Origin of the sequence: Paracoccus sp. SSK6 (genome assembly GCF_039770665.1) — a bacterium.
Taxonomy (GTDB): Bacteria; Pseudomonadota; Alphaproteobacteria; order Rhodobacterales; family Rhodobacteraceae; genus Paracoccus.
The window spans coordinates 145,192-162,794 of the sequence record NZ_JBDPNJ010000005.1 but is presented as its reverse complement, the minus strand read 5'-3'; the positions used below and the strand labels follow the sequence as shown (position 1 = coordinate 162,794).

The 17,603-nt window shown below is 65.7% G+C and carries 13 protein-coding genes, 1 tRNA gene and 1 pseudogene; 6 read left to right on the top strand and 9 right to left on the bottom strand.

Going from position 1 to position 17,603, the window contains the following annotated elements:
* The coding region (locus AAIL68_RS05940; RefSeq protein WP_347138671.1) for a hypothetical protein at positions 1–979 on the bottom strand (979 nt) is incomplete at its 3' end.
* A gap of 556 nt (positions 980–1,535) precedes the next feature.
* On the opposite strand from AAIL68_RS05940, the gene cas3 reads away from it, so the two are divergent.
* Entirely contained in the window at positions 1,536–4,130 is a 2,595-nt protein-coding gene (cas3, locus tag AAIL68_RS05935; RefSeq protein WP_347138670.1) for a CRISPR-associated helicase Cas3', read from the top strand.
* A gap of 9 nt (positions 4,131–4,139) precedes the next feature.
* Positions 4,140–5,387, top strand: a complete 1,248-nt coding sequence (locus tag AAIL68_RS05930) for a glycerate kinase (protein WP_347138669.1) — start codon at positions 4,140–4,142, stop codon at positions 5,385–5,387.
* Between the two features lie 323 nt (positions 5,388–5,710).
* Here the strand turns inward: AAIL68_RS05930 and AAIL68_RS05925 are convergent, their stop codons facing one another.
* From AAIL68_RS05925 to AAIL68_RS05905, 5 genes and pseudogenes are all read right to left on the bottom strand, one after another.
* Positions 5,711–5,959, bottom strand: coding sequence for a transposase (locus AAIL68_RS05925; protein WP_347138682.1), 249 nt, complete (start codon positions 5,957–5,959; stop codon positions 5,711–5,713).
* Between the two features lie 4 nt (positions 5,960–5,963).
* Positions 5,964–6,125: pseudogene (locus AAIL68_RS05920) on the bottom strand (IS5/IS1182 family transposase); the annotation flags it as partial.
* A gap of 137 nt (positions 6,126–6,262) precedes the next feature.
* Positions 6,263–6,523, bottom strand: a complete 261-nt coding sequence (locus AAIL68_RS05915) for a transposase (protein ID WP_347138668.1) — start codon at positions 6,521–6,523, stop codon at positions 6,263–6,265.
* 360 nt (positions 6,524–6,883) lie between these two features.
* On the bottom strand, positions 6,884–7,306 hold the full coding sequence (locus tag AAIL68_RS05910) for a hypothetical protein (protein ID WP_347138667.1): 423 nt from the start codon (positions 7,304–7,306) through the stop codon (positions 6,884–6,886).
* A gap of 64 nt (positions 7,307–7,370) precedes the next feature.
* Positions 7,371–7,460, bottom strand: a tRNA-Ser gene (locus tag AAIL68_RS05905).
* 95 nt (positions 7,461–7,555) lie between these two features.
* Here AAIL68_RS05905 and AAIL68_RS05900 point away from each other — a divergent pair.
* The 4 genes from AAIL68_RS05900 to AAIL68_RS05885 all read left to right on the top strand — a co-directional run bounded on the left by AAIL68_RS05900 (position 7,556) and on the right by AAIL68_RS05885 (position 13,013).
* Complete coding sequence (locus tag AAIL68_RS05900) at positions 7,556–8,407, top strand: hypothetical protein (protein ID WP_347138666.1); 852 nt, start codon at positions 7,556–7,558, stop codon at positions 8,405–8,407.
* Positions 8,404–9,471: an NUDIX domain-containing protein gene (locus AAIL68_RS05895; protein ID WP_347138664.1), complete on the top strand. Its 1,068-nt coding sequence runs from the start codon at positions 8,404–8,406 to the stop codon at positions 9,469–9,471. The genes AAIL68_RS05900 and AAIL68_RS05895 overlap by 4 nt, the downstream gene beginning before the upstream one ends.
* Positions 9,472–9,553: 82 nt before the next feature.
* The gene (locus AAIL68_RS05890; protein ID WP_347138680.1) at positions 9,554–10,585 is read left to right on the top strand and encodes a cysteine synthase A; all 1,032 of its coding nucleotides are present in this window, start codon (positions 9,554–9,556) and stop codon (positions 10,583–10,585) included.
* Positions 10,586–10,589: 4 nt separating this feature from the next.
* Entirely contained in the window at positions 10,590–13,013 is a 2,424-nt protein-coding gene (locus AAIL68_RS05885) for a DUF3772 domain-containing protein (RefSeq protein ID WP_347138663.1), read from the top strand.
* A gap of 3 nt (positions 13,014–13,016) precedes the next feature.
* Here AAIL68_RS05885 and AAIL68_RS05880 read toward each other — a convergent pair whose 3' ends face one another.
* The 3 genes from AAIL68_RS05880 to AAIL68_RS05870 form a co-directional block, all read right to left on the bottom strand.
* Complete coding sequence (locus AAIL68_RS05880; protein ID WP_347138662.1) at positions 13,017–14,084, bottom strand: AI-2E family transporter; 1,068 nt, start codon at positions 14,082–14,084, stop codon at positions 13,017–13,019.
* A gap of 48 nt (positions 14,085–14,132) precedes the next feature.
* On the bottom strand, positions 14,133–16,817 hold the full coding sequence (gene gyrA, locus AAIL68_RS05875) for a DNA gyrase subunit A (RefSeq protein WP_347138679.1): 2,685 nt from the start codon (positions 16,815–16,817) through the stop codon (positions 14,133–14,135).
* Between the two features lie 151 nt (positions 16,818–16,968).
* Positions 16,969–17,442: a disulfide bond formation protein B gene (locus AAIL68_RS05870; RefSeq protein ID WP_347138661.1), complete on the bottom strand. Its 474-nt coding sequence runs from the start codon at positions 17,440–17,442 to the stop codon at positions 16,969–16,971.
* Between the last annotated feature and the right edge of the window lie 161 nt (positions 17,443–17,603).

Genomic DNA, 17,603 nt, shown 5'->3' with positions numbered 1-17,603 from the left:
CCCTAGGCTCCGCAAGTGGCGATCTCCTCCATTCTCCACCGAACAATAAGTCGAACATTAGGCGATAGGTAAAATCTCTATCATTCAGAGATAGACCCGAGGGAGGATCTTCCATCCTGACGGGTGCCCAAGGATCTCCGGTCACGCCCTTGGCATCATCGTCATCTATCCGCTTCTTTTCCGATGTCGCTCGCTGCGCCACCAGTCTTTCACCGTCCTTGATCAAGCGAATGCGACGGCACACTTCAATGAACCATGGATCGAGTTCATTTAAGCGCAATTGCTGTCCTTCAGGCCAAGACAAGGTCCATAGCAATGCGGGACCACCCTCTGTTCCATAGATTAGTCCTTCGCCAGCTTGGCGCATCTCTAGCAGTCGCTGGACATCGCGCCGCCACCAGGCTGAAAGTTCGGGTCCGCCACCATTTTCCTGAGCTGGCGCAAAGCCCAGCATTGGTCGACTAGACCAACCGCCATTCATACGCGCGATGCCGTTCAACTTACCCTTAGCTCCGCCGTAACCCTCCATCGTCTGCAGAGACACAAGCGCGAAAATCCAGTCCTCGGGCGCGGCATGGCGGGCCACCGCCTGCTTCAGGTCGTGGTTCTTCGACGTGATGATCATGTCGAGCGCATCCGGCGTCTCGACCCGCGACCATTTCAGACCGGGTGGCGCGGCGGGTTGCAGAAAGGCCGCGCGATTCTCGGGCGCGGTCAGGGCCCAGGCGATCGCGTCGCCATCCGTTAGCCGCAAAAGCAGGTCGCGCCAAGTGGCCTCGTCCTCGGGCGGGGTATCGGCAGATGCAGCAGTCAGAGCCAGAGCGCCGAGCTGCGCCAGAAACATGTGCCATGCCGGACGCTGATGCGGGCGCAAGCCGGGAAAGGCATCGACCTCGTTGCGGGACAAGGCTGCGAGAAGGCCAGGCAGGCTGAAGCGGGCTGATTGGGTCGAGATCAGACAGGCATCAATAAGATTCATGGTGCGGGGCAATCAATCAATCGGAAAACATTGTAATCCTTCAATTTTACTGACGAGGTTGCGTCCTGAAGACCGGCCTTGTCAAGCGACAAGATCGGCTTGCCCGGCCGTGCCGCCTACGTCCGGGCCATGATGCCATCGGCGCAGGCCTGTTCGACCGCAACCATCAGGCGCTTCGCGGCATCTGCGCGGCGGTCCAGAAGGCGCGACCAGGTTGGGCACGTTCTTTCGCGTCCTGCCGCAAGGATCAAGGCGGCAAGGGCGCAATGCTACCCAGCGGCCTTCAGCCGCCGCATCCGGTCGCTGGAACTGTGGCGGGGAGCGGAACTGCTGGGCCGTTAACCCATCCTGCGAGGCAGCCGAGGAGAGTGTCAGCCCCTGCCATTGAAACCGCGCGCGTGTTGGTGGACGCTCCCGATGCGCTCCGGGAATTGGTGGTGACAGGCTGGTTCAGGATGGCCTTGGCCTTGATCTTCTCGACGCTGCCGTCACTGTATGTGCAAATTCCTGGATGCGTTGCCAGTTCCACGAAGATGCCGATTCCCGGTGAGGTCAAATGGATTGTCAGAAAGAAGGCTTGAAGCCCCACAAGCCGAATGCCTGGGGCAAGGCCGATCCCCAAGGCGGATTTCATGCGCTGGAAGCCCATTCCATGGATGTCGCTGCGGTGTTCGAGGCCCTGTGCGGCCTGCCCGTGATCGCAAGCCACCTGCAGCTTGCGGCAGGGCGGCCGTTGGCAGGCGGCGACATGGCCCGAATGGCGGCGCTTGTCTATCTGCATGACCTGGGCAAGCTGGAGCCGGGATTTCAGGCCAAGGCCCGGCCCGACCTTGCCTGCCCGGCGGATGTGAACCACTCGGTCCATGGCCTGCTGTCGCTGATGCGTGCCTCCCAGGCAGGCTCGGACCCGCTGCGTCCCATCGTGGACAAGCTTGCCACCTGGGGTGAGGGCGTGGAAGAACTGATGATGGCGATCTTTGCCCATCACGGCCGCCCCGTCGAAGCACCCGCGACATTCCGCGAAACCCCCGATGTCGCAGGCTATGACCGCAAGGGGGCTATCGCCGATTACCTGCGGCTCTGGACCATCGCCTGGCCCGACCTGGAAGCCGGGTCTCCGCTGCCGGCAAGGTCCGATCTTGTCCATCTGGTCGCAGGATTGGCGGCCCTTGCAGACTGGATCGGGTCTGACCGCAGGTTCTTCGATTTCGTCGCCGATCCCGGTCCCGGTTATCCGGCGCGGGCGCGGCAGGCCGCGCAGGACGCCCTTCGCGTAATCGGCCTGGATACCGGCGCAGCCAGACCGGCCTCCGATTTCGCCAGCGTGGCCGGGGCCCGCTTTGCACCGCGCGCGGCCCAGCGGCTGGTCGGCAGCGCCGACCTGAACAGCGCACTGGTGCTGCTTGAAGCGGAAACCGGCTCGGGCAAGACCGAAGCGGCATTGTGGCGCTATGCCTTGCTGCACGCGGCGGGGCTGGTGTCGGGGCTGTATTTCGCCGTCCCGACACGGGCCGCGGCGCGGCAGCTGCACCGCCGCGTCAACGAGGCGATGAAACGGCTGTTCGGCGGTGATGCGCCCGAGGCCGTTCTGGCGATCCCCGGCCAGCTCCTGTCGGGCGAGGCGACGGGCCAGCGCCTGCCCGGCTTTGAGACCCGCTGGGACGACGCCGAGGGAACGCGGCCCGCCCGCTGGGCGGCGGAACATGCCACGCGGTATCTGGCGGCCCGGGTCGCGGTGGGCACCGTCGATCAGGCGCTGATGGCCGGCTTGCGGATCAAGCACGCCCATCTGCGTGGCGCGGCCCTGAACCGCAGCCTGCTGGTGGTGGACGAGGTTCACAGCTCGGACGCCTACATGACCGAAATCCTGACGGAGCTGCTGGACGGGCACCTGGCCGCAGGGGGCCATGCGATGCTGATGTCCGCCACGCTGGGCAGCCGGGCGCGCAGCAGGCTTTTGAAGCTTCCCTTGCCCGGCCTTGCCGACGCGATTGCCGCGCCCTATCCCGCCCTGTGGTCGCGGGGCGCCGACAAGCCCGACACCGAACCCGCCGACGGCAAGGCCAAGGCCGTCGCCATGACGGCCCATCCGACAATGGACCCGTCCGAAACGGCCCGGCTGGCCTTGGTCGCGGCACGTCAGGGTGCCCGCGTCCTTGTCGTCCGCAACACCGTGGCGGCGGCCTGCGCGACCTTCGATGCCGTTGTTGCGGCGGGCGGCGCCGATCTGCTTTTGCAGGTCGCGGGCGGTCCCGCGCTTCACCATTCCCGCTTTGCGGCCGAGGACCGCCACGTCCTGGATCGCGCGGTCGAGGCGGTCTTGGCCCCCGACGGGGAACGCCCGCCCCTGGGTGCCGTCGTGATCGGCAGCCAGACGCTGGAGCAATCGCTGGATATTTGTGCAGACTATTTGATTACGGATCTCTGTCCGGTCGATGTCCTGCTGCAACGGCTTGGCCGCCTGCACCGCCATGACCTGCCGCGCCCGGCGGGTTTCCGGGATCCGCAATGTCTGGTGCTGTGCCCCGAAGACGGGCTGGATCCACTGACAAAGCCTGCCTTCGTGAACGGCCTTGGGGCGTGGAAACCGGCAGACGGCTCGATCCAGGGGATCTATCTGGATCTTGCCTGCCTTTCCCTGACCGAAGGCCTGATCGCTTCGGATCCCCTTTGGCAGATCCCGGCCATGAACCGCGAACTGGTGGAACGCGCCACGCACCCGGACGCGCAAGCGGCGGAAATTGCCCGGCGCGGCGCGGCATGGGCCGATTACCAGGCCTCCACCATCGGCCGGGACATCTCGCAACGCGGACAGGCGCAAAACTGGCTTTTGCGCAGGAACGAGCGTTTCCCCGAGAACTTTCCCGGCAAGGACGAAATCGTCCAGACCCGCCTGGGCTCCGCCGGTCCGCTGGTTACCTTTCCCCCCGGCACGGTCGGACCCTTTGGGTCGGAAATCACGCAGATGACGATCCCGGCCCATTGGCGCGGCATCGCGGTGCCGGACACGCCTGTCACGATCGAGATTGTTGAGGGTGGCCTCCGTTTCGGCCTGGGCAATGTGACGCTGTTCTATGGGCGGGCGGGATTGGTTATCACGCAACAGGTCACGGACGCGGTGTGCGACGCGATCCGTGGCGCAAACACCTGAGGAGCGGCAATGACGCATGATCCGAAAGACCTTCTGCTGCGCCTGTTCGGCGCGGCGGTGGACAGCGCCGATCCGGCCAAGACGGTCGCGCGCCATCTGCCGGAACGGCCCCGTGGCCGGGTCGTCGTGGTGGGGGCGGGCAAGTCCGCCGCCGCCATGGCCCGCGCGATCGAGGCAGAATGGCCCGACGTGACCGGCGTGGTCGTCACCCGCTACGACCATGCCGTCCCGACACAGAACATCGAGGTGATCGAGGCTTCTCATCCCGTCCCCGATCAGGCGGGGGCGGATGCCGCGCAGCGCATCCTTGCGGCGGTGCGGGGGCTTGGGCCCGACGATCTGGTCCTGGCGCTGATCTCGGGCGGCGGATCGGCGCTGATGACGGCGCCCGCGCTAGGCCTGACTCTGGCCGACAAGATGCAGGTGAACCGATTGCTGCTGGCATCCGGGGCACCGATCGGGGTGATGAACCGGGTCCGGCGCAGGTTGTCGGCGGTCAAGGGCGGGCGGCTGGCGCTCGCCGCGGCCCCCGCGAAGGTGGTGACGCTGGCGATTTCCGACGTGCCGGGCGACGATCCGCTGGCCATTGCCTCGGGGCCGACGGTCCACGATCCCGATGCGGCGGCGGATCTGAGCGATGTCGCCCGGATGCTGGGCCCCGATCTGCCGGAGGCCGCGCGGCGCCTGCTGCTGACCACGCCCGAACCCCTGCCGCCCTTCCCGGCGGACTATCGCCTGATCTCCACCCCGCTGATGGCGCTTGAGGCCGCCGCAAACCTTGCCCGCTCCGAAGGCGTCACCCCCCTGATCCTGGGCGACGCCATCGAGGGCGAGGCCGCTGCCGCCGGTCAGGTCATGGCGGGCATCGCCCGCAGCGCCGCCCTGCACGGGTTGCCGGTCAAGGGTCCGGCGGTGCTGCTGTCGGGGGGCGAGACAACCGTGACCATCGGCTCGGCCAAGCCGGGCAAGGGCGGGCGGAACACCGAGTTCCTGCTGGCCTTGGCCGTGGCCCTGGACGGCCAGCCAGGCATCCATGCCCTGTCAGGCGATACCGACGGCATCGACGGGACCGAGGATGCGGCAGGCGCGATCATCGCCCCCGACACGCTGGCCCGCGCCCGCGCGGCGGGGCTGGATCCGCGCGCCGTGCTGGCGGCCCATGACAGCTGCAGCCTGTTCGACAGGATCGGCGATCTGGTCAAGACCGGGCCGACCCTGACCAATGTCAACGACTTCAGGGCGATCCTTGTCCCATGACCATCCAGACCCCTTCCGCGCTGCGCCAGGATCCGATGCGGTGATGATCGCGTGCGGCGGCCGGGCGTCGGGATTGCGCCCTTGGACGTGCCGGGCCGATGGAAGGAAACCCTCTGCCTGTGCCGCTCCCAGGGGCATCGGCCTGGGTCGTCGCCGGCCTGTTTTGTAGCGCGACAAAAAACCGGCCTTTTGTGTCAGAAAAACCGGCCTCGCGCATCCCCATGAGTAGAGAATAAAGTTGCCATTTCGCGGCCACGCCATGCAACCCGCGCATAGCTAGAGATCATTCTAGATCAAAAATTCGACCTATCTGACAAGCCGCTTTAGAACACCTGACAAAACCGTCTGATCTGGTTTAGGCAGATGAGAGCGCAGCCGAGGATCCCGAAAGCCTCGTGGATGTCGGCGCGCCGCTCGTAGCGGATGGCGAGGCGGCGAAAGCGGTTGAGCCATGCCAGTGTCCGCTCGACGACCCAGCGCTGCCGGCCCAGCCTTTCGCTGCTGTCCATGCCTCGCCGGACGATGCGGGGGCGTGATCCTGCGCTTCCGGCATTCAACTCGGCAGCGGTGATGGTCATAGGCCTTGTCGGCGTGAAGCTTGCCGGGGCGCTTGCGCGGACGGCCGCGACCGTGGCGCAGGCCTGGCACGGCATCCAGAGCGGGTGCCAGCCTCAGGCTGTCGTGCCGGTTGGCCGGGCTCAGGCGCACCCCGAGCGGGGTGCCTTTCCGGACGACCACAGACAAGCGCTTCGTGCCCGGTTTGGCCCGCGATCCGTCGGGTTCGGGCCGGTCTCGGCACCCCCCTTTTCGCGGCAACGGCGGCGCTATCCAGGGACGCGCGGCTCCAGTCCAGATGTCCCGCCTCAGAGAGGCGCTCAAGGAGCACGCGATGGAGCCTGGTCCAGACGCCGGCTGCCTGCCAGTCGCGCAGCCTGCGGCCCACAGCTCATGCCCGAGCAGCCGACCTCACGCGGCAGCATCTCCCAGGGAATGCCGGAGCGCAGGACGAAGATGATGCCGGCCAACACCAGCCGGTCATCGCATCGAGGGCGGCCGCCCTTCGGCTTCGGCCGCTCCCGTGGCAGAAGCGGCGCAAGGGCCTCCCACAGATCATTGGATACAAGGGACTTGATCATGGTCCATCAACGCATGAGCAGCGGAAACACTGTGATTGTTAGCTAAACCATTGATTTTTGGTAACATGCGAATGGTCAGCCGCAACCGCGCAGAATTTGCATGTTCGGTCCACGAGGGTACAAGGACCGTAATCTCTTCTAACGGCGTTACAGCCAGCAAAAACAGGCGTTCAAGGCTCAGTCAGCATCGAGCCATCACTGTTATCAGCGCGGCGGTTTTTGCCCTCCGCGTGCCGAAACCGTTCTAACATGCAAATTGCCAGATGAACGCCGCTCGACACTGCATTACGATCTAACCGCATGTATTTCCAGGCATTCCCGGCTGTTCTCGCCCAATCCCGGATGTTCTGACCTTTACCCTCAAAACACCGGTCTTTCTGTCGCGTTACAGTTGATCCACAGGGAAGCCACAGGTGGCGGCAGCTTCCAGCTTGCCTGCAGCACCACTTCCAGACCGCCGTGAGTATCATCGGCATTCGCGGCCGTGTCCGCGGCAATCGCTTCCCGCCATTCAAAGGCTGATGGCAGCGAGAATGCACCCTTGTCGCCTTGCTGCGCTTCAAGTCGGCGCAAGTCACCCAAGAGAATGTTGCGGAGCTTGCGGGTGTCGGGCAAGTGGCGAGTAGCAAGGCCGCGTTTGATTTCCTTGCCCAGTTGCTTTCCATCCCAAGGGTTCGGCAACCCCAACAGGGCAGGGGGCGTTACCATTCTGAACACCCAGCTTTTGCCGGGGCTGCGAGGTTGCACGAGATACTGCACGTCTTCGGCCTTCCTGTGGTCCATTGTGGACAACTTAGGCTTGGACATTAGGAGTAAAACCCTAGCGAAAACAACGGTTTGAGGAAAGTGGCGGAGAGGGTGGGATTCGAACCCACGGAACCCGTGAAGGCTCAACGGTTTTCGAGACCGCCCCGTTCGACCACTCCGGCACCTCTCCGCGCTCTTGGGTGGTGAGGCGGGGATTTAGAGGGATGGGGGTTGAAGCGCAAGGGGTTTTGTCGAAAAAATCGCTTGTGCCAGAAGGGATGCCGGATGCTGCGGTTTTTATGTCTTTGCCTGCTCGTGGCGCTTGCCGGACCCGCCACGGCGCAGCCGCGTATGCCCGCCCAGCAATACCAGCAGGTCGCGCAAGGGATCTGGGAGGTCATGCGGCTGGACAGCCTTGCCCCCATCCTGCGGGACGAGGCCGTGGCCGAGGGCGCGGAGATGGCCGCCACCATGTTCCCGCGCGGCGGCACCGGCCGCTGGCTGGACCGGGTCCGGGCCATCCATGATCCGGCCCGCGTGCGATTGTTGTTCCTGACCGGGATGGCCGATGCCATGCCTGCGGTACAGGCGGATAAGGTGTGGAAAGGTTTGGCCTTTTACCGGACCGTGTTCGGGCAGCGGATGCTGGCCCTGGAAAGCTCTGCCCGCGTGGCGATGCTGGACGCGGATGTCGAGACGGCGGCGCGGGATGCCTTTGGCCGTGCCCTCCGTCAGCGCGACCCACGGGCCGTACGGATCGTTCGCCTGATCCAGGCAGCCGACCTGATCGAGCCGAATGTTGCCGGAGGGCTGAACGCCGCAATCGCCTTCTCCAAGGGCTTCCAGGAGGGCGGCGGATTTTCCATGCCGCTGTCCGAGGGGCAGATCGTCCAGGACGCCTGGGCGCAGGAAGCGCAACTGCGCGCGGATACCGAAGCATGGATCGGCGCCTATCTCTTTCTGGCCTATGCCGTGCTGGGGGATGCGGAACTGGACAGATACATCGCCTATGCCGGATCGCCCGAAGGGCGGGCCTTGTCCCAACTGATGTTCGCGGGCTTCGATGCCGTCGTTACCCGGACCTCGTATGACATGGGCCGGGCCGCCGCCGCCGAGATGCTGGGGCGGAAGCTGTGAGTGGCGCGGTCCTGCTGGTGGGCATCCTGGCCGATGCGCGGATGCTGGAGGCGTTCGGCCTGACCGGAACGCCGCAGGCGGTCGCGGGCCACCTGGAAGGCGGCGCGCGGGCGGGGATCGACCGGGATGGCTGGCCCGCACTTGCGGCGGGGCCGGGAACCCTTGCCGCCATGCGCGTCATGCCCAATGCGGCGCTGAACCGCTATACTGCCGTGATGGGCCTTGCGCCGCAGGACCATCCCGACGGGCCGGTCCTGGGGCTTGGCAAGGGCGGGGCCGAGGGCGAGCCGCAGGTGGAACTGGCCGCCGGGATTGCGCGGCTGATCCTGGAAGCGCCCGCCGACCGGCCGGCCTGCGACATCGCACGGCGCCTGCCTGCGATTGGCGTTTGGGCGGCTTCGGAACTGCGCGGGGCGGAAAGCCCGGCTTCGGGCGGTGATCTGGTTGAAAGGCGCGGGGCCGGGGATGTCGAGATCCTTCGGCAGGAAGAACCTTTCGCCAGCTTCTTCTCGGTCCAGGTCAGCCAGTTGCGCCATCGCACCCATGCGGGGGACATGACGCCGGTCGTGCAGCGCGAGGCCCTGATCCTGGGCGACGCGGTTGTCGTGCTGCCCTGGGATCCCGTGCGTGACCGGGTGCTGCTGATCGAACAGTTCCGCATGGCGCCCCTGTTGCGGCGCGATCCGCAGCCTTGGCTTCTGGAAACGGTGGCGGGCCGTGTGGACGCGGGCGAAACGGTTGAGGATGCCGCCCGCCGCGAAGCGCGAGAGGAGGCCGACCTGACCGTCACCCGGCTGTTTCCCGCCGTCCACCATTATCCCAGCCCCGGCGTGCTTGGCGAATACCTGTATCTTTACGTGGGCATCGCCGACCTACCTGATGGGATCGAGGGCGTGCATGGCCTGGAAAGCGAGGCCGAGGATATTCGCAGCCATGTGATCGACCGCGCCCGGCTGACGGAAATGGCGATGTCGGGGCAGTTGTCGAACGGCCCGCTGGCCATGGTCGCGCTGTGGCTGGAACTGCGCCGGAACGCGATCCGCACGGAATTGGGACTGGGCTGAACCGGGTCGCGGGGTTGTGCCCCTGACGGTGCCGTGTGTAGGTAACGCGGAACTTGACCCCTGACGGATAGGTTGCTTGACCATGCGAATTTGCCCCGACCTGGCCGATATGATCGGCAACACGCCCCTGATCCGCCTGCGCCAGGCAAGCGAGGCGACGGGCTGCGAGATCCTGGGCAAGGCCGAGTTCATGAACCCCGGCCAGTCGGTCAAGGACCGCGCGGCGCTGTATATCATCCGCGATGCCGTGGCGCGGGGCGAATTGCGGCCGGGCGGCACCATCGTCGAAGGAACGGCGGGCAATACCGGGATCGGGCTGGCCCTGGTCGGCGCCTCGATGGGCTTCAAGTCGGTGATCGTCATTCCCGAAACGCAAAGCCAGGAAAAGAAGGACATGCTGCGGCTGGCCGGCGCCACCTTGGTCGAGGTTCCGGCCGCCCCCTACAAGAACCCCAACAACTATGTCCGCTATTCCGGCCGTCTGGCCGAGGCGCTGGCGCGCACGGAACCGAACGGCGCCATCTGGGCCAACCAGTTCGACAATGTGGCGAACCGCCAGGCGCATCTGGAAACCACCGGCCCTGAAATCTGGGAACAGACCGGCGGCAAGGTGGACGGCTTCATCTGCGCGGTGGGATCGGGCGGCACGCTGGCGGGCGTCGCCATGGCGCTGCAGCCCAAGGGCGTGAAGATCGGCCTGGCCGATCCCGAAGGGGCGGCGCTGCATTCCTTTTACACAACCGGCGAATTCGACGCGCCGGGCAGTTCCATCACCGAAGGCATCGGGCAGGGGCGCATCACCGCGAACCTGGAAGGCTTCACCCCCGATTACAGCTATCGCATCCCGGACGCCGAGGCGCTGCCGGTGGTCTTCGACCTGCTGGAACACGAAGGCCTGTGCCTGGGCGGGTCGTCCGGCGTCAATGTGGCGGGGGCGATCCGCATGGCGCGCGAGATGGGGCCGGGCCATACCATCGTCACGGTGCTCTGCGATTACGGAAATCGCTACCAGACCAAGCTGTTCAACCCCGACTTCCTGCGCGCCAAGGGGCTGCCCGTGCCCGGCTGGCTGACGCGCGAAGCCCCCGACATTCCCGAAGTTTACGAAGGCTGACCCGATGATCCGTGCGTTCCTGGCTGTCGTCCTGACAGTCCTTGCCCTTGTCATGTCGCCCGCCTGGGCGCAGGAAGCGCCGCAGCCGGATTATAATCGCTGGGATCGGGTCGCCACGCAGGCCGAACAGCTGACCGGCAACAGCGACACCGCGACCGCCCAGCTTGAATCGATCCGCGCCGACATCGTGGACTGGCGCCGCCGGTTCGAGGCGGCCCAAGGCGTCAACGGGGAACGCATCGCCACGCTTCAATCGCAGATCGCGGCACTTGGCCCCGCCCCGGCGGAAGGCGCGACTGAGGTCGAGGATATCGCCGCCCGCCGGGCGGACCTGCAAAAGCAGTTGTCCGAAGTCCAGGCCCCGCGCCTGACGGCGGTCGAGGCCTTCAGCCGCGCCGATGCCATCATCCGGCAGATCGATGACAATCTGGCCCGGCGCGCGGCAAGCCAGATGGCGCAGCAATCGACCTCGCCCCTGCTGCCCGGAAACTGGATCGTGGCCGCATCGGAAACGCGGCGGCTGCTGGCGGGCATCGTCGAAAACACCGGGCAGCGGATTTCGGAACGCGCGACCTGGTCTGAGTTAAAGCCGCGCCTGCCGCATGTGCTGGGCTATCTGGCCGCGGCCATCGTGCTGCTGACCCTTGGTCGGCATTGGGTGGAAACCCTGCCGCGCCGGATTTCGGCGCGCACCAGCGATTATTCCCGCGCGGCGGTCACCTTCGCCGTGTCGCTGCTGCAGATCATCCTGCCGATGGTCGGGATCTATCTGCTGATCAGCGCGCTGACGGCCACGGGCGTGTTCGGCCCATGGACCCGCCCCTTCCTCGAAGCCCTGCCGGGTGCGGGGGTGATCCTATTCGGCAGCGCTTGGCTGGCGCGGCAGCTATTCCCCGGCCAGTCGATCAACTACGACACGATCAACATGAAACCGCAGGACCGGCAGAAGGCGCGTTGGCTGACCAACGCGGTTGCCGCCGTCTTTGCGGTCCATTACATCGCCTCGCAAACTTTCCTGCCCCTGTCCGGCCTGGTCGAGCGCGGCAAGGTGCAGCGCATCCCGCTGGATTTCGCGGAAGGTGCGGCGGTCGTTTACAACTTCGTGCTGATCGTCATCGCGGCGGCCCTGCTGTTCAAGCTGGGCAATATCCTGCGCGGCCTGAAGCCCTGGACGGACAAGACCAGCACCGCCTATCGCCACCGCGTCCTGTCCTGGGCAGGGGCGCTGACGCGGATCATCTGCATCCTGGCGGTGGCGCTGACGGCGGCGGGCTTTGTCAACCTGGGCAACCTGGCGATCTGGCCCTGGCTTCAGTCCCTGGCGCTGATGGGCCTGCTGGTGCTGCTGCAGGATTTCATCGCCGACGTGTTCAACATGCTCAAGCGCGGGCAGGAGGGCGCGCGGGAAGGGCTTGCCCCGTTGCTGATCGGGTTTGCGCTGATCCTGCTGTCGGTGCCGGTCTTCATGCTAATCTGGGGCGTGTCGGTCAATGAACTGGCCGAATACTGGGTCCGCTTCCGCCAGGGCGCGACCTTGGGCGGGGTGAGGTTGTCGCCTGGCGCGGTGCTGATGTTCATCCTGGTCTTCGGCATCGGCTATTCCATCACGCGGGCCGTACAGGGCGCGATGCGCACATCCGTCCTGCCCAAGACGAAGCTGGACGCGGGCGGGCAGAACGCGGTCGTGTCGGGCATCGGCTATGTGGGGATCGTCATTGCGGCGATGCTGGCGATCACCTCGGCCGGGATCGACCTGTCGTCATTCGCCATCGTCGCGGGCGCGCTGTCGGTCGGCATCGGTTTCGGTCTGCAGAACATCGTGTCGAACTTCGTGTCGGGCATCATCCTACTGATCGAACGTCCCGTCAGCGTGGGCGACTGGATCAGCGCGGGCGGCCAGCAGGGCATCGTCAAGCGCATCTCGGTCCGGTCCACCCAGGTCGAGACCTTCGACAAGCAGCAGGTGATCGTTCCCAACAGCGACCTGATCAGCCAGCCGGTGACGAACTGGACACGGCAAAGCAAGACGGGCCGGATCATCATCCCCATCGGCGTCAGCTACGGGTCCGACACCCGCAAGGTGGCTCGCATCCTGACCGAGATCATCGAGGACCAGCCGCTGGTCACCATCGACCCCGCGCCCGCCGTCCTGTTCCGCGGCATTACGGTGGATGCGCTGAACTTTGAAATCCGCGCCGTCATTTCCGACATCGGGTCGGGGATGTCCGTCACCTCCGAGGTTTATCACCAGATCGTCGAACGCTTCATCCACGAAGGCATCGGGATGCCCTTCACGACCCGCGACATCTGGAAGGACGGCCAGGATCTGCCCGATGAGGGTCAGGGCAAGGATGGCGAGGTTCCGCCGCCGCCCGCGCAATCGCCCGTGCGGACGCAGCAGGCGGATCTGCCGGACGACGGCAGGTAGGCGTCAGCGGCTGGCCGTGTCCGTATCGGCCAGTCCTTCGCGCGACAGAAGGATCGCCACGGGCCGCAGCCAGGGGATGTGCCAGCAGACGATCATCACCGCCACCATGATCGGCACCGCCAGGAAGGCCCCGGCGATGCCCCAAATCGCCCCCCAGAAGGCGAGCGACAGGATGATGCCGAAGCTGGACAGTTGCAGCGTCTGGCCCGTCAGCATCGGGTCCAGGATATTGCCCACGACGAAATGGACGATCATGCAGGTGGTGCCGACCACGATGGTGGTGGTCGGATCGCCAGTCAGCACGAAGGCAAGCGCCACCGTGATCGCCCAGGCGATGACCGATCCGACATTGGGGATGAAGTTCAGCACGAAGGTCAGCCAGGCCACGGCCGCCGCAAGCTCCAGCCGGGCCAGCATGAAGATCAGCCAGACGGTCACGCCCGTCAGCGCGCTGACGAAGGTCTTGACCACCAGATAGCGGTTCACCCGCCGCATGATGGACGCCACGATCTGCCGGATCCGCGCGGCCTGCATCGGATCGCCCGTCAGCCGTTCCACCTTGACCGGTACCCAGGTGCGTTCGGCGAACATGAAGCCCACGAACAGGATCACCAGAAGGCTGCCCGACAGCAGCCCCGATGCCTGACCTGCCAGGGACCGCAGCCAGCCGGTGATGTTGAACTCGGTCAGCGCGGCCAGCAGGCGCGTCTGGGCCTCGGGTCCGAAGCGTTCGATCAGCGTGGTCAGCGCGATCTGAACGGATTCGGTATAGGCGATGGCGCGGCCCACGACCTCGTTGATCTGCGACATGATGGTGGTGGACAGCCAGATCAGTCCCAGGGTGATGCCGATCAGCGCCAGCGTGGTCGCCAGCCAGTTCGGCACCTTGAGCCGCGTCGAGATGGCATGAATCGCGTCCGAGGTCAGTGAGAACAGGATGATCGCGATGGCCAGGCAGATCAGGACAAAGCGCGCCTGGAACAGCAGGAACAGGATCAGCGAAAAGGCGATGATGCCCAGGAAGCCGGTCTGGAGCCTTTGGCGCAGCACATCGTCGCTGGATGGGGTCACGCTGTTCCTTTCGTGAAAAAGGCCCGGCAGATCGCCGGGCCTTGGGACTCATGCGTCGGCCGGTTCCTCACCGTCGCCCTGTTCCGCGATGCGCGCGACGGACACGACTTCCTCGCCCGCTGCGGTGTTGAAGACCCGCACCCCGCCCGCGCTGCGCGAGCGGAAGCTGATGCCGTCCACCGGCACCCGGATCGACTGCCCGGTCGAGGTCGCCAGCATGATCTGGTCGTCCATTTCCACCGGGAAGCTGGCGACAAGGGCGCCGCCGCGCATTCCCTTGTCCATCGCCATCACGCCCTGGCCGCCGCGCCCGCGCACCGGATAGTCGTGGCTGGAGCTGATCTTGCCCGCGCCATTGGCGGTGATGGTCAGGATCAGATCCTCGGCCGCCGACATCTCGGCATAGCGTTCCTGGGTGATTGCGGCCTCGGCCACGGTTTCCTCGTCCTCGTCGGCCTCGGCCCCGTCGTCCAGTGCACCGGCGACCGCGCGGCGCATCTTCAGATAGGCGGCGCGTTCCGCCGGATCGGCCTCGAAATGCCGGATCACGGACATGCTGACCACGCGGTCGCCGTTCGCCAGACGGATGCCCCGGACGCCGGTCGAATCGCGGCCCTTGAAGACGCGCACATCGGTGGTGGGGAAGCGGATTGCGCGGCCCGAATCCGTGACCAGCATCACGTCATCGGCCTCGGTCGCCATGCGGACGCCCACCAGTTCCACGCCTTCGGGCAGCTTCATGGCGATCTTGCCGTTCGACTTGACGTTGGTGAAGTCCGACAGCGCGTTGCGCCGCACATCCCCTTCCGAGGTCGCGAAGACCGCCTGATAGTTCTCCCATTCCGTTTCCGGCGCATCGACCGGCATCAGGGCGGCAATCGACACCCCCGGCTCGATCGGCAGGATGTTGACGATGGCCTTGCCCTTGGCGGTCCGCCCGCCCAGCGGCAGGCGCCAGGTCTTCAGGCGATAGACCATGCCGTCGGTGGTGAAGAACAGCAGTTCGGTATGGGTGTTGGCGACGAACAGCGTGGTGACTACGTCGTCTTCCTTGGTCGCCATCCCCGACAGGCCCTTGCCGCCGCGCCGCTGGCTGCGGAATTCGGCCAGGGCCGTGCGTTTGATATACCCGCCCGAGGTGATGGTGACGACCATGTCCTCGCGCTCGATCAGGTCTTCGTCATCCATGTCGCCGGACCATTCGGTGATCTCGGTCCGACGGGGGACGGCGAACAGTTCCTTCACCTCGCGCAATTCATCGCTGATGATGCCCATGATCCGTTCGCGCGATCCCAGGATCGCCAGGTAATCGCGGATCGCATCGGCCAGGGACGCCAGTTCGTCGGTGACTTCCTGCACGCCAAGCTGGGTCAGGCGCTGCAGCCGCAGGTCCAGGATGGCGCGGGCCTGTGTCTCCGACAGGTTATAGGTGCCGTCGTCGTTCACCGGATGCAGCGGATCGTCGATCAGGCGTAGGTATTCCAGGATGTCGTGCGCGGGCCAGCGGCGTTCCATCAACCGTTCGCGCGCCTCGGCGGCATCGGCCGAGGACCGGATCGTCGCCACGACCTCATCCACGTTGCTGACCGCCACGGCCAGGCCGCACAGCACATGGCTGCGCTCGCGCGCCTTGCGCAATTCATAGGCCGTGCGGCGGGCGACGACTTCCTCGCGGAAGCTGATGAAATGGGTCAGGAAGTCGCGCAGCGTCAGTTGTTCGGGCCGTCCGCCGTTCAGCGCCAGCATGTTGCAGCCGAAACTGGTCTGCATCGCGGTAAAGCGGAACAACTGGTTCAGCACCACATCCGGCGTTGCGTCGCGTTTCAGTTCCACCACGACGCGCACGCCCTGACGGTCGGATTCGTCCTGGACCGAGGCGATGCCTTCGACCCGCTTTTCCTTGGCCAGTTCCGCGATGCGTTCGATCAGGCTGGCCTTGTTGACCTGATAGGGCACCTCGTCCAGGACGATGGCCCAGCGGTCCTTGCGCAATTCCTCGATATGCGTCTTGGCGCGGATGATGACGCTGCCACGCCCCTCAAGATAGGCCTTGCGCGCGCCCGACCGCCCCAGGATCAGTCCGCCCGTCGGAAAGTCGGGGCCGGGCACGATCTCAAGGATACGCTCAGTCGGCAGGTCGGGGTTCTCGATCAGCGCCAGCGTGGCGTCCACGACCTCGCCCAGGTTGTGGGGCGGGATGTTGGTCGCCATGCCGACGGCAATGCCGCCCGCGCCGTTGACCAGCATGTTCGGGAAGCGCGCGGGCAGGACGGTGGGTTCGCGGTCCTTGCCGTCGTAGTTGTCCTGGAAATCGACCGTGTCCTTGTCGATGTCCATCAGCAGGAAGTTCGCGGGCTTGTCCATGCGAACCTCGGTGTAACGCATGGCGGCGGGGGGATCGCCGTCCATGGACCCGAAGTTGCCCTGGCCGTCCAGCAGCGGCAGCGACATGGAAAAGTCCTGCGCCATGCGGACAAGCGCGTCATAGATCGCGGCGTCGCCATGCGGGTGATACTTACCCATCACGTCCCCTACCGGACGCGCGGACTTGCGATAGGCCTTGTCGGGTGTGTTGCCGCTTTCGTCCATCGCATAGAGGATGCGGCGATGCACCGGCTTCAAGCCGTCGCGCAGGTCAGGGATGGCCCGGCTGACGATGACCGACATGGCATAGTCCAGATACGAGGTCCGCATCTCGGAACTGATGTCGATCACCGGGCCGTCATGAGGCATCACCTGGCGCGTCGCAGCGCCGTTTTCATCGCCCGCCTCGGGGGTTTCGGGCAGGTCGTCTTCGGGGGTGTCGGCCACGGGATTTCCTCAACATCTTGTTGGGTTACATATAGGCGACGCAGCCCCCAAGGGCAACGTTTTCCCCCCATTTTCAGCCTTTTGCCGCCCGTTTCGCAGCCATTCCCCAGACCACCGCCAGCCCGGCCGAAAAGACCGCGTTCCAGGCCGCCATCGACAGGCCAAGAAAGCGCCAGGCGACCTCGTCGCAGCGCACCACGGGGGCGTTCTGCAGCCGCGTCATCAACTCCTGCGGGGACATGGTCGCCAGGTTGCCGACGGTGCCGGAACAATGGGTGGGGCCCTGCCACAGCCTCAGTTCGACCCCGGTGTGATAGATGGCAAGTCCCATGGCGATGCCCGCCGCGACCATGCCCAGCAGGGCCAGCGGCCTGACCCGCCCGGTCAGCCAGACCAGCAGCGCCAGGGCAGCGGCGGCGACATGGGGCCAGCGCTGCAGGATGCACAGCTCGCAGGGCGCATAGCCCGCCGCCTGGAAGCCAAGCGCGGCGATCAGCAGCGCCGCCGATCCGGCCCCGGCCAGCAGCGAAAGGTTTCGTCCGTCCATGATCCGCTTGTCCTTGATCTGCCCGTTGATTTGGCTTGTGGATCGGCCCGTGCGGCGGCCGCGTCAAGCGCCTTGCGGTCTTGTCGCGGCGCTGTGATGATCGCGAGGGGGCAGGCCTTGCGGAACCTGGGGAGAAGGCCGGTGTTTTGATGATGACAGCC